Below are 13,196 nucleotides of genomic sequence, written 5' to 3'. Positions count from 1 at the left end.
TGTTGTCTACGGCAACCGTTCTAGCTACACGGATTATGCTCACACTGCAAACTTATAGTTTTTTGCTATTTGGAGATTAATAAAGCTTCGTTTTAAACTTACTGATTTTTATAGGAGATGTTGTGATGAATTTCAGTGCAGTTAAAAATGCGATTGGCATCATTTCTACCCGTCAGGCTGTAACACAGGTGCTTGATGAACTCAGAGCGATTGACTTTCCCATGCAAAAAATTTCTGTGTTTACTTTAGACTCTGAAGACGAAAATTTGCACGAGGATGCTAATGCGGATAAACATCCTATAACTCCGATCGAAGGTGCTAAAGCAGGCGCAATTACAGGAGGAACAGCCGGGGGCTTATTGGCACTCACAGCCGGACTTGGCGTATTAGTTATTCCCGGTTTTGGGCCGGTATTAGCGGTTGAATCTGTGGTGAGTACACTGCTGGCGGGTGGAGCGAGTGCGATTTTTGGCAGTGTTTATGGTGCATTTCAAGGTTGGTTTGCTCCTGAAAGGCAAGCTAGACTCTGTGAGCCAGCCACCTGCCAAGAAAAATTTTTGGTGAAGGTAGAAGGAACAGCAGATGAAATCTGGCAAGCAGAATCTATTCTCCGTTACTGGGGTGTGCAAGAGTGGCATGTTTATGAACTTAGCAAAAGATTCTCGTTAGTAACACAAATTTGAAAAAAAGGTAGAGATTCAAACAGAGAAATCGATATTAAATCTGATGAGTCTTAATTACGAATTAGTTTAAAGGTTACTTTTATTTGGAGACTGAGATGACAGCAAATACGATCGCTACAAATACTTTTTCTGAGACAACAAAAGATTTACTCAACTATGAATGGCATTCTCTGGGCGAACAAAAGGTTGTGCAAACGTTAGCCAGCCATCCCGAAGCAGGTTTGACCCATAAGGAAGCTACCAAACGACACCAGCAGATGGGTGCAAATCAACTGACTGGTAAAAGTGGAAAAAGTCCTTGGCTACGATTTTTAGAGCAATTTAATCAACCACTACTATATATTTTGTTGACGGCGGGACTGGTGACGCTGCTGCTCAAAGATTGGATAGATGCGGGAGTAATTTTTGGTGTCACCCTGATTAATGTCATCATTAGCTACATTCAAGAATCGAAAGCAGAAGGTGCGTAGGCATAGCCCGCCGCAGGCATCGCTGCTTTATCCAAAGCTATCACTACCGAAGCAACTTTGATTCGCGATGGTCAAAAAACCCGTTTGGCTTCGACTGAACTTGTTCTTGGTGATTTAGTATTGCTGGCATCTGGGGATAAAGTACCCGCCGATCTGCGGTTATTAAGTGTGCGTGGGTTGCAAGTTGACGAGTCTGCCTTAACAGGCGAATCTGTTCCGGTGGAGAAAGCAACGGCATCGCTGCCTATCGAAACACCGTTAGCCGAACGAAGCAATATGGTGTATGCAGGAAGTTTCGTCAGTTTTGGACAGGCAGAAGGGATTGTAGTAGCGATCGCAGATGCCACTGAAACCGGTCGTATCTCACAGTTAATTGAAAGCAGCACAAATCTGAAAACACCGCTAACGCGAAAAAATATTGACAAGTTTAGTAAAAGCTTGTTGTATGTCATTTTAGGTTTGGCTGCTCTGACATTTGCAGTTGGATTAGGACAAGGCGAATCTTGGATTGATATTTTTAAAGCGAGTGTAGCTCTCGTAGTCAGCGCGATTCCAGAAGGACTGCCTGCGATTGTTACCGTCACTTTAGCGATCGGAGTTTCCCGGATGGCACGACGTAAGGCGATTATTCGCAAGCTACCTGCTGTGGAAACTTTGGGAAGTACCACTGTTATCTGCTCTGACAAAACTGGAACGTTAACTGAAAATCAGATGACGGTTCAAAAGATTTATGCGGGTGGGCAACACTACACTGTTAGCGGTATTGGTTATGCCCCAGATGGTGAAATTTTAATGGATCGACAGCCTGTTGATTTCAATGCAGATGGACATGTTGCTCTTTGGGAATCCCTGGAAGCAGGATTGCTCTGCAATGATTCTCATATCGAATGGGGAGATGGACAGTGGGACTTAGTAGGAACCCCAACTGAGGGAGCATTGATTACGGCTGCCAATAAAGCGGGATTGACGCAAGATAATCTAGAGCAATTACCTAGAATAGACACTATTCCTTTTGAGTCTCAATTCCAATACATGGCGACTTTGCATGAATTAGATGCAAAGCGATCGCTCAATATCATTTATCTCAAAGGTTCTCTAGAGGCAATTCTCCAACGATGCGATCGGATGCTTGATGCTCAAGGAGAACTCGCTCGTCTCAATCCTGCCGCAGTGGAACAGGAAGTTGCTAGTATGGCAAACCAAGGGTTACGAGTGCTAGCTTTTGCCAGCAAAGAAGTTGCCACTAAGCGATCGTTGGATCGTAATGATATCGATCGAGGACTGGTGTTTTTGGGACTTCAAGGCATAATCGATCCGCCGCGTGAGGAAGCGATCGCCGCAGTAAAAGCCTGTCAATCTGCTGGAATTCAGGTAAAAATGATTACAGGGGATCATGCACTAACAGCAGCTGCGATCGCCCGTCAAATGGGAATTTGCTCCACTGAAGCACAAGTTTTCACCGGACGGCAATTAGTTCAAATGGATGAAAAAGAATTCGCCCAAGCAGCTGAGGAAGGTATGGTATTTGCGCGAGTTGCTCCAGAACAAAAATTGCATCTGGTGAAAGCATTGCAGTCTAAGGGTGAAATTGTGGCCATGACTGGAGATGGTGTAAATGATGCTCCCGCTCTCAAACAGGCAGATATTGGTGTCGCGATGGGCATAGCTGGGGCAGAGGTTGCCAAAGAATCGGCGGATATGCTTCTAACTGACGATAACTTCGCCTCAATAGAAGCTGCTGTGGAGGAAGGACGTGGGGTTTACCGCAACTTACGAAAAGCGATCGCCTTCTTGCTACCGATCAACGTTGGCGAATCCATGACGATTTTGATTGCCATTCTCCTGGCAACTGTGCTTCCCATCTTACCAATCCAAATTCTCTGGCTCAACATGGTCAGTTCAGTAGGGTTGATTGTTCCCCTCGCCTTTGAGCCAAAATCTGGACAGGTGATGCAGCAACCACCACGCAACCCTAGAGAAAAGCTTTTATCAGGTAGTTTACTTAAGCGCATATTAGCGATTTCTGTTTTCAATTGGGTGGTAATTTTTGGGGTGTTTCAATGGATACTTCAAACTACAGGCAATGAACCATTGGCGCGAACGATGGCGATTAATGGATTGGTGGCAGCAGAAGTCTTTTACCTGTTAAGCATTACCCAGTTTTTACCATCTCTAGTCGTGAGAATCCAAGGTAAACGCACACCCGTAGCCTATGCACCTGCGATCGGAATTGTGGTTGTGGTGATTTTACAATGTCTGTTCAGTCAGTGGAGCATGATGAATCAAGTGTTTGACACCACACCTTTAACATTTATCCAAGCTCTCATTTGTATGGGTGTAGGTTTGCCAGTAGTGTTTATAGCTCTCATCTTGCAGCGTTTCGATCCGCTCAACTAGGGATATAGGACTTTTTTAGTAGTTTCATCCAATGCCAGATGATTACATTAGAGCCGCACCCAAATAAATTAAAAACTCCATCAGTACATTTTGCTAGGTATGATATTTGATCTGAAAGCATTTACCTAGTAATAACCAGCTATGACCCAGAACTACCGCATTACTCTACTCCCCGGCGATGGCATTGGCCCTGAAATTATGGCAGTGGCGGTAGATGTGCTGAAAGTCGTAGGGAAGCAATTCGATCTGAAGTTTGAATTCCAAGAAGCCCTTATCGGTGGTGCAGCAATTGACGCTACAGGGGAACCTTTACCATCTGCCACTCTAGAGACTTGCCGTAACAGTGATGCTGTATTACTTGCTGCGATTGGTGGTTATAAGTGGGATTCCCTACCATCCAATTTACGCCCAGAAGCAGGTTTGTTAGGGTTACGTGCAGGTTTAGGATTATTTGCCAATTTGCGCCCAGCAAAAATTTTGCCCCAGCTAATCGACGCTTCAACTTTGAAACGCGAAATTGTCGAAGGCGTGGATATTATGGTGGTGCGCGAACTCACTGGTGGGATTTACTTCGGTAAACCCAAAGGAATTTTTGCCACAGAAACTGGTGAAAAACGCGGTGTAAATACAATGGTTTACACCGAATCGGAAATTGAACGCATTGGACGAGTGGCGTTTGAAGCAGCAAAAAAACGCGGTGGAAAACTTTGTTCGGTGGATAAGGCGAACGTATTAGAAGTATCTCAGTTGTGGCGCGATCGCATCACCCAACTTTCACAAGAATATCCAGATATCGAACTCTCTCATTTATATGTAGATAATGCTGCTATGCAGTTGGTACGCGCTCCCAAACAGTTCGACACCATCGTTACAGGCAATTTGTTTGGTGATATTCTCTCTGATGCTGCTGCCATGCTCACAGGTAGTATTGGGATGTTACCCTCAGCTAGTTTGGGCGCTTCTGGGCCAGGTGTATTTGAACCGGTTCATGGTTCCGCCCCAGATATTGCTGGACAGGATAAGGCAAATCCTTTAGCACAGGTTTTGAGTGCGGCGATGATGTTGCGCTACGGTTTAGACCAACCAAAAGCAGCAGATAGCATCGAACAAGCCGTATTGCAAGTTTTAGAACAAGGCGATCGCACCGGAGATATAATTTCTCCAGGAAAAAATCTCCTGGGTTGCCGCGCTATGGGAGACTCACTCATCAAAGCTATCGAACAAAAATAATTTTGTATAGCAACTTGGGCAATTTGGCAACCTTTGCTATAAGTTTCGGGTAGACTAAAGGGAAATCTAGCAATCAAATAACAGTCGATAGTGTACGCATTACGACAAGGTCAAGTAAATTTTACCGCCCCAAAGAACCAATCGCCTTTGATTGATCCCTCTGTAATCAGAGCTGCTGGGCAGATATACTATACTCACTGTGAAGTCCATCCCGAAATAGCTGGGCAACCTTCCGGTGTAGCAATTAATCGTGTGACTCATCGAGGTAAGGTTATTTTTACTAACCAACCAGTTCTTTTACCTCAAGAGTGTTTTGTGCCCTTAAGTCAAATTGAATCCCACATGTATTAGTCATTGGTCATTGGTCATTGGTCATTGGTCATTGGTCATTAGTTATTGGTCATTAGTTATTGACAAAGCACAAATGACAAAGCACAAATGACACAGGACAAATGACAAAGGACAAATGACTGTATGGACATTTTGTTCGCCATCCCGGCGAGTGTAATGGTCTTTGCTTTGGGTGCATCTATTGGTAGTTTTCTCAATGTTATTGTTTATCGCCTACCGGCTGGGTTGTCAATTCTTTGGCCGCCTTCTCGTTGTCCTAAATGCTTAAACCAGCTAAAAGCTTACGACAACGTACCAGTGTTCGGCTGGATTTCCTTAAGAGGGCGGTGTCGATATTGCAAAAGCAAAATTTCTGTCCGTTATCCCGTGGTAGAAGGGGTAACGGGCATAATTTTTTTACTAATTTTTTTGGTATTTCAAGTTTCGACTTTAACAATAGGCTATTGGGCTTTTTGCAGTTGGTTATTAGCGCTATCACTCATCGACTTAGATACAATGACCCTACCCAATCCACTTACTCAGTCGGGTTTAGTGGTGGGGATTTTGTTTCAAATGGTAGTTGGTTTTCTACCAGAAGGTAGTTTTGTGGCATTGGTAAATCAGCTTATGATCGCCATAGTTGGCGCAGTATTAGGCTTATGGCTGTTTGATGCGATCGCCCTATTGAGTTCAATTGCCTTTAGGAAAACTGCAATGGGTGCAGGTGACGCTAGGTTAGCAGCTATGATGGGAGCCTGGTTAGGCTGGAAATATTTGCTATTGGCTAGTTTTATTGCCTGTGCCCTAGGAGCATTAATTGGCATCGGTATTTTGATTATGCAGCGATCGCGACAAAAATTAGGACAAAAAATCCCTTTTGGCCCTTTTCTGGCTTTAGGATCTGTGATTACCCTGTTTAGCGGCGAAGCCATTTTGTCTAGCTACCTGCGGTTATTTTTCCCAGCGTCTTGAATTGGAGTAGGGAGCAGGGGAGAAGTTGCAGTAAGTTTTTCCTCTCTCTGCCCCTCGGTCAGTGAGCGTAGCCGTACCACTTGCCTACGGCACGCTCCGCGAACGTGGAAGCAAGCTACGCGTAGCGTCTCGTAGAGAAGTGCTGCCTCTTGTGCCCCATATTCATATCCGAGGCCCATTCATAAGAAATATTTATAATTCGTGACTGTAACCAACATTACCCCATCTGCCCTTCACATTTTGATAATATTCAGCTTGTGACTTGTATTACCCTCTTAACGACGATTAACCGTTGGCAAGTACAACTAGTGCAACAGATGCTGATTGTTCAAAACCCAGCAATACAAATAATTGATTAGGGTGGGAGGGGAAAAGCATCTTATTTGGAGGTTGGTATTCTCATGGTTTTGTCACTACGTCCATATAATTAAGTCTGCTGAAAAAAAGAGCAAGAGACTTGTATTGGTATAAGTATTTTCGTTAAGCTGGCAACCAAAGACGAAAATTAAGGTCTGAATTGCTTAAAAACGTAGTTTAACGATGTATTCATAAGTCATTAGTAAAGACAAATGACTTATGACTAAGCACAACCCAATACGGTTTGAAATGTTTTCGACCTCATGCCCACTTAAAATAAAATAAAAAATGGCTAACAACGAAGAATCACGCGGTTTAAAGTCTCTATTTGATTGGTTTGCAAATCGACGAAAATCAGGATCTACCAGCCTCGAACGCCAAGAACGTGAAATTGCTGATGGTTTGTGGCATAAATGTTCTAAGTGCAGCGTGTTGGCATACACAAAAGACTTGAAAGCAAATCAGATGGTTTGTGCCGAATGTGGTCATCACAATCGCGTAGATAGTGATGAGCGCATCCGTCAATTGATAGATAACAATACCTGGAAACCGCTGGATGAGCATTTGCGTCCAACTGACCCGCTAGAATTTCGCGATCGCAAACTCTACAGCGATCGCTTGCGGGAAACACAAGATAAAATTGGCTTAATAGATGCAGTTAGAACTGGTTTAGGTCAAATCAATGGTTTGCCCATTGCCCTTGGAGTTATGGACTTCCGCTTCATGGGTGGTAGTATGGGTTCCGTCGTGGGAGAAAGACTCACCCGGATGATTGAGCAAGCCACTCAACGACGCTATCCTGTAGTTATCATCTGCACCTCCGGTGGCGCGAGAATGCAAGAAGGTATGCTCTCTTTGATGCAGATGGCAAAAATCTCCGCAGCCTTACAGCGCCATAAAGACGCCCGATTATTATATATTCCTGTTTTGACCAATCCGACAACGGGCGGCGTTACCGCTAGTTTTGCAATGTTGGGCGATATAATTTTGGCAGAACCCAAAGCAACCATTGGTTTTGCTGGTCGGCGAGTGATTGAGCAAACCTTGCGGGAAAAACTACCCGAAAATTTCCAGACTGCTGAAGATTTGCTCCAGCATGGTTTTGTTGACGATATCGTACCCCGTACCCAATTAAAGAACACCCTAACCCAGCTGATTGCTCTACACCAGCCTGTATTAACAACACCTCACATGGTGTTGTGGGAAACAATGTCCTTGACTTCTACCGCCGCAGAATAGAGCAGGGGGAGCAGGGGGAGCAGGGGAAGACAAGGGAGAAAATACTACCTTATCCTCCTCATGCTTCTCATCCTCTGCTTGGCTCTTGAAGAAACATGAGTGGAACAAGGGCTACTAGTCGGAATAGACCAGAGAGGGCAAACAAGCCTAGTAAGCCTCCAGACTGAGCAAATTGGACGAGAAAGCTGCCTATAGTTGTGCCCAAAGCACCACTTGCTCCAGCAACGGCAGCTGCTGTTGCAAAATAGATAGACTGATTTTTAATTGGCGCAATGCCGATTTGTATATTGTTGCTGCACAAGTCAATCGCCGCCCAAGTACCTCCAGTCAAGATGTGTAACAGTGGCAACCACAACCAGATGTCAAGGCGATTTACACCAATCCCCAACCACAATAGTGGTGTGACTCCAACCAAAATCCCAATACAGATGAGGATGGGACGATTACCTATCTTGTCTGCTAATTTTCCCCACAGGATAAGCATCAGCAAAGTTGCCCCCGCCTGAAGGCTGTTGTAGATAGTCACATAGCTCACATCTAAATCCAGCGTGTCGAGCATATAGAGGTTAAAAAAAGGACTGCTGAGGTTAACAGCAAGCGTCCAGAAGCTGAAATACAGCAGAAATACCAAAAAGTTAGAGTTTTTCCAGATGCTGTTAGCTAACTGGTCTTGTGGCAAATGAATTGATTGAAGTACTTCAGAAGATTCATCTTTGGCAACCTCTGATTGAATCTCACTGGTTTGTGGTGACTTGCCATAATAAGTGTTTTGCGATTGCGGATTCATGTCCACCTGGAAAGACTGACACCCCAATCCCACAATCCCAAAGACAATGCTTATGAGTAGAACTATCCCATAGCCTTGTAGAGTTCCCCCATACCAATGTGATACAAGTAGACCAGCCATTGGTACGCAAACCAAATTAGTTAGGCTAGCAGCACTATTGCGTGTCCCAAAATACCTGCCTCGCAATCGTCGGGGAACTATCATTGCTACCCAACTTAGCCACGATGCAGTTCCTAGTCCTCCCAAAAGATTGCTGAATAGAACAATCAAGAGTGTCAAGATGACCAACTGGTGAGCATCAATCACTCCCAAGCTGGCGCTGACAATACCAATTACTAAAATCAGCCATAGCAACCGACCAATTCCGTGTGTCCGAAGCGAATATTGAAAGCGGCTGGTGCTGCGTTCCGACAAGTAAGCACCCAACGGCTGAATGAGATTGACCAACATGGGAATAGAAGACAGCATCCCAAATACCACTGGACTAGCACCCAACTCCACCAATAAATTGCTGAGTAAAATCCCGCCAGTTCCAAGAGAGTAAACCGATGCTAAGACAGAATCCGCAGTGGAAGCTTTTAAACTAGTGCGAATAGTATCCTTGGAAATTCGAGAGTTTGAAGAGATTGCTGTTGGTGGTAAGGCAATCTGGGTAAATTCCAGAGTCAGTGGCGCAGTTGTTTCAATCTGAACAGAATCCATCAACATAAATTATGGGTGAAGTATCCTCGGACAAATCAGGTTGCAAAGAGACTCAGTATGCTTGAATTAGCATTGCTGATAATTTTCCGTTATTTTAGCTTGCAATTTTCAGCCAAAATTTCAAATAAGTAAAATATCATTCCTTAATAGCACAAGGTATAAGCGAGGAAAGAGAATATTATTTGTTTGTGAACAATAAAGGATTATTTAATTTTTTGGCATTGGTGATGGCGATCGCGATCGCTATTATTGCTTGTCAAAGCCTACAATTGCCAAGCAAACCGTTAGCATCTACCGCAGTCACCATCAAACTTAGTGGTTGGGGAGGCTCTCCCGTTGAGCAAAAACTCTTGAGACAAGTACTGCAAGACTTTGAAGCACAACATCCAACTATTAAGGTCAAATATGAGGTAATTTCCGACCAATACATGGATGTAATCAAAACTCGTTTGGTTGGAGAAGCCGCGCCCGATGTTTTTTATCTGGATGCGCTGGAAGCTCCTTTCTTAATGAGTCAGAATGTCCTAGAACCGTTAGAAAGTTACATCACCCCCGAATTTGACCTCGCGGATTTTGAGGATACCCTACTCGACAGTTTCAAATACCAAAATCAGATTTACGGTCTTCCCAAAGACTATTCAACCTTGGCTCTGTTTTATAACAAAAAAGCCTTCGCCGCCGCAGGCTTGAGTAATCCGCCAGCAAGTTGGGAGGAATTACGTAACTACTCGAAACAATTGACAGGCAAACTTAACAAATACGGTTTTGGGGAAATTCCAGAATTGGCACGTCAAGCTTATAAAATTAAAGCCTTTGGTGGACAACTCGTAGATAAAAATGGTTATGCTACTTTTGCCAGTGAGTCAGGTTTACAGGGTTTAGAGTTGGTAGTAAACCAGTATCAAAAAGACCGCTCCTCTGCCCAAAAATCTGATGTGGGGACAAACTCAGGTAGTGAAATGTTTGGTCAGAGTAAAGTGGCAATGGCGATCGAAGGTAATTGGGCAATTCCCTATTTAATTGAAACCTTTCCGCAAGTAGAGTTTGGTACTGCACCAGTGCCTACTATTAATGACAAAAAAGGCACGATGGTATTTACAGTTGCCTACGTAATGAATAAGCAAGCACCACACAAAGCCGAAGCCTGGGAGTTAATTTCTTATCTTACAGGTAAAGAAGGAATGCAAAAGTGGACAGGAACAGGGTTTGCTTTGCCAACACGTAAATCAGTAGCAAAGAATTTGGGTTATGACCGAGACCCGTTGCGATCGCCATTAGTGGCAGGAGTGGATTATGCTACATCCTGGCAGGTGGGGAAATATCCAAGTGCGATCGTGAATAATTTTGATAACCAGTTTGTCAGCGCCTTACTTGGGCAACAACCATTAAAGCAGGCGATGCTGAAAGCACAGAATGAAGCTAATCAGCAAATTAGGGCGATGCAGTAACTGAAGGGTATCTACTGCCAACTATACTTAAATACTAGCGATCAACTTTGAGAGCACAATTTATTTACCAATAAACCAACGATACTTTTCACCATCAGAACCATAATAAGTCGATTGAAACTGACTCATGGCAGCAACGTATTGAGATAGCATCAGTACTACATCACTATTCTGAGGAACATCATCTTCATCGATTAGATCAAGATAGTCAAACGATGCCTCTGATGCAAGTATTTTACGACAGCTTTGTAGAAGTCGGTTAACAATTTTCATTTTACTCTTATTGAGCACAGCCTCTGGCTTCTTCTTGCTCAGTTCTTGGAACTCTGATCGCATAGCACGTAATAGAGGAATTATGATTTCGTACAGTTCAACATTTTCACTACTTGTCTGCTTTTGAGGTTTTGCATTCATAAATATTTCATTTACTCTCTTAATCGTTTTGGGCAAGTTGTTCTAATATAAACTTTGCCTAATTCATCTCCAGTTTCATCTCTTTCAGCATCTACTACCCAATGCCATTTTCCACTCTGAAACTCTACATTATCTGCACGCAGCTTTTCAAAACATTGTAAATATTGTGAGAGAATTAAAACTACATCACTGTTTTGTGGTATATCATCTGTATCAAACTCTGAAAAGTCTTCAAAAGGTCGATACTTTTCACTAAGGAATTCATTTGAGTTATTAAGCAATTTATTAATAAAGTTGAGTTTAAATTTATTTACGGCATCATTGGGAGATTTCTTAGACAATACAGAAAGTTCCTCATAAATACTCTGAACTTGTCCCGATAGTTTTTCAAATTCGTCAACATCTTTATGCTTCATATATTTTTGCCTTCATGAGGGACAAGCTCGACGAAACTCCAAATACTTCTTTTTAAGAACATCAATTGGTGAGCGCTGCTTACTCTCAAAAATATTAACCATTAACGAGATATCCTCATCTGTAAGCGTAATGATACATCGTCTTTGTCCAGACCATAAATCGATAGTATTGCCGAACATTGCTTTTGAGAGAGGGTTTCTTGTCACGATAACACCAAACTTACCAAGACCAGAATCAAGATATCTATTGAGTTGGCTAATGTGTTCACGCTCGATTGTCTTGACGTTCTTTAACTCAAAAATAAGCTGTCTATTACCATAATCTTGATGAATCTCTTGAAGAAAATCAATTGACCTATTATTGTAAAAAATGAGGTCTCGAATCAGTCTTCCAGATTCTGTACGACTCTGCTTTGCTGCAAAGTCAAGGTCTGGATAGAAAAGCGATGCAAGAAGTTGACAGATGTAATCTTCGTATTTAATGTCTGCTTCATCCGTTTTTCCTGTTGGTAGCTTTTGTATTTCGCCTAATTTGCGTTTAGCTGACAAGACTGGAATCTGTTTAAAGAGCGGATCGTTTTTACAGTCGTCTTGAGTTCGCTCTTTTACCTTGATATATTCCTGAACAATACCATAATTCTCCCTGTTAAAGTTTAGAACTTTAACAGGGAGAATTATGGTTCACCAGGATTAAAAATTTCATCACGAGGACAGTAATCTTTAAAATAGTCTTCAAAGTTGATCCACGGAGAAAATTTTAGCCATCTCTTAGGAACAAAAATTAAAGGCTCTTTGGTTTCAGGATTCACTGGCAAGGTAATTTCCTGATTTAGAATAAATGAGTTTTTTTTGTAGTCGTAAAGTACAGAAACAACAGCTTTATCAATTGGTATTCCTAGTTGCTCGCATTGTTGTATTGTAAAGTCTATCAGAAATGATTTAATAAAGTTACAACAAATATCACTGATCCGATCTTTCGCAATTCCATCTATATAAAACTGGATTTCTTCAAAGTGAATAAATCCGTATTTTCCATACTCAGGAACTTTCTGAAATAGAGAGAGAATTTCATCTGCTTTATTACGACTAATTTTTATACCTTTTCGTTTTTTTGACAATCCAAGTCCAATCTCTTGGCATTCAGATGCAAGAATGAGGTTGTCACGAGCCTGATCTATTTTGCCTTTCTGAACAAGAAAGTTTAGGTTATTAAAGGAATTAATTATAGAGGTATGAAGTGATTGGTCTTGTTGTGAGGGAGACTTCCATAAAAGAAAAGGGTCAACGTAAAGGGGAATATCTTCATCTAGAAATGCTATGGCAAAATCTAGCTGTGCTTGGGTTGCTGAAATGCCGTGGTAATCAATTATTCTTGGGTGGATGATCCCCATTTGCTATTTTTGTCTACGTATATTTGACTATTATAATGTCAAATAATTTTTGTGCCATGTCTAATACTTCTGCCCTCGAAGGTTTGATCTCATTTCGTGGTCATCAGGTATGGTATCGCATTGTCAAACCAGATCGAGAATATTCTGGTAAGCTACCGCTGCTGTGTCTTCACGGAGACCTAGGAGTACCCCACGACTACTTAGAACCATTAGAAGCGATCGCAACAACAGGAAGACAAGTTATTTTTTACGAGCAATTAGGGTGTGGTAAGCTGTTGCGCCTACAATTTGCATATAATAAAGATGAATATAACTTCGGGTACAGGTTGTTATGCCGGCTATTGGCTTTCTAAGTTTAGA

At 42.5% G+C, this 13,196-nt stretch carries 12 protein-coding genes and 1 pseudogene; 8 read left to right on the top strand and 5 right to left on the bottom strand.

Features of this window, described 5'->3' with window-relative positions:
• The first annotated feature begins 125 nt into the window (after positions 1–125).
• The 6 genes and pseudogenes from V7K84_RS11880 (at position 126) to accD (ending at position 7,678) form a co-directional block, all read left to right on the top strand.
• Positions 126–683, top strand: coding sequence for a hypothetical protein (locus V7K84_RS11880; protein ID WP_334838256.1), 558 nt, complete (start codon positions 126–128; stop codon positions 681–683).
• Positions 684–778: 95 nt separating this feature from the next.
• A pseudogene (locus V7K84_RS11875) lies at positions 779–3,550 on the top strand (HAD-IC family P-type ATPase).
• A gap of 141 nt (positions 3,551–3,691) precedes the next feature.
• Positions 3,692–4,780, top strand: coding sequence for a 3-isopropylmalate dehydrogenase (leuB, locus tag V7K84_RS11870; protein ID WP_334838255.1), 1,089 nt, complete (start codon positions 3,692–3,694; stop codon positions 4,778–4,780).
• Positions 4,781–4,870: 90 nt separating this feature from the next.
• Positions 4,871–5,131 carry a hypothetical protein gene (locus V7K84_RS11865; protein ID WP_094347451.1) on the top strand — a complete coding sequence of 87 codons (261 nt, stop codon included), beginning with the start codon at positions 4,871–4,873 and terminating at the stop codon, positions 5,129–5,131.
• 123 nt (positions 5,132–5,254) lie between these two features.
• Positions 5,255–6,082 (top strand): prepilin peptidase, encoded by an 828-nt coding sequence (locus V7K84_RS11860; protein ID WP_334838254.1) that lies wholly within the window; start codon positions 5,255–5,257, stop codon positions 6,080–6,082.
• Between the two features lie 645 nt (positions 6,083–6,727).
• The gene (gene accD / locus V7K84_RS11855) at positions 6,728–7,678 is read left to right on the top strand and encodes an acetyl-CoA carboxylase, carboxyltransferase subunit beta (RefSeq protein WP_334838252.1); all 951 of its coding nucleotides are present in this window, start codon (positions 6,728–6,730) and stop codon (positions 7,676–7,678) included.
• 67 nt (positions 7,679–7,745) lie between these two features.
• Here the strand turns inward: accD and V7K84_RS11850 are convergent, their stop codons facing one another.
• Positions 7,746–9,167, bottom strand: a complete 1,422-nt coding sequence (locus V7K84_RS11850) for an MFS transporter (protein WP_334838251.1) — start codon at positions 9,165–9,167, stop codon at positions 7,746–7,748.
• Between the two features lie 227 nt (positions 9,168–9,394).
• Between V7K84_RS11850 and V7K84_RS11845 the strand changes: the two genes are divergently transcribed.
• On the top strand, positions 9,395–10,615 hold the full coding sequence (locus V7K84_RS11845; protein ID WP_334838289.1) for an ABC transporter substrate-binding protein: 1,221 nt from the start codon (positions 9,395–9,397) through the stop codon (positions 10,613–10,615).
• A 60-nt stretch (positions 10,616–10,675) separates the two neighbouring features.
• Here the strand turns inward: V7K84_RS11845 and V7K84_RS11840 are convergent, their stop codons facing one another.
• The 4 genes from V7K84_RS11840 to V7K84_RS11825 form a co-directional block, all read right to left on the bottom strand.
• Entirely contained in the window at positions 10,676–11,029 is a 354-nt protein-coding gene (locus tag V7K84_RS11840) for a hypothetical protein (protein ID WP_334838249.1), read from the bottom strand.
• Between the two features lie 11 nt (positions 11,030–11,040).
• Entirely contained in the window at positions 11,041–11,445 is a 405-nt protein-coding gene (locus tag V7K84_RS11835) for a hypothetical protein (protein ID WP_334838248.1), read from the bottom strand.
• A 12-nt stretch (positions 11,446–11,457) separates the two neighbouring features.
• Positions 11,458–11,994, bottom strand: coding sequence for a hypothetical protein (locus V7K84_RS11830; RefSeq protein ID WP_334838247.1), 537 nt, complete (start codon positions 11,992–11,994; stop codon positions 11,458–11,460).
• Positions 11,995–12,119: 125 nt separating this feature from the next.
• Entirely contained in the window at positions 12,120–12,836 is a 717-nt protein-coding gene (locus V7K84_RS11825) for a hypothetical protein (protein WP_334838245.1), read from the bottom strand.
• A 56-nt stretch (positions 12,837–12,892) separates the two neighbouring features.
• On the opposite strand from V7K84_RS11825, the gene V7K84_RS11820 reads away from it, so the two are divergent.
• Positions 12,893–13,189 carry a hypothetical protein gene (locus tag V7K84_RS11820; protein WP_334838243.1) on the top strand — a complete coding sequence of 99 codons (297 nt, stop codon included), beginning with the start codon at positions 12,893–12,895 and terminating at the stop codon, positions 13,187–13,189.
• Positions 13,190–13,196: the final 7 nt, after the last annotated feature.

Origin of the sequence: Nostoc sp., from assembly GCF_036917315.1 — a bacterium.
Lineage (GTDB): Bacteria > Cyanobacteriota > Cyanobacteriia > Cyanobacteriales > Nostocaceae > Nostoc.
This window is presented reverse-complemented; position numbering and strand designations above follow the sequence as displayed.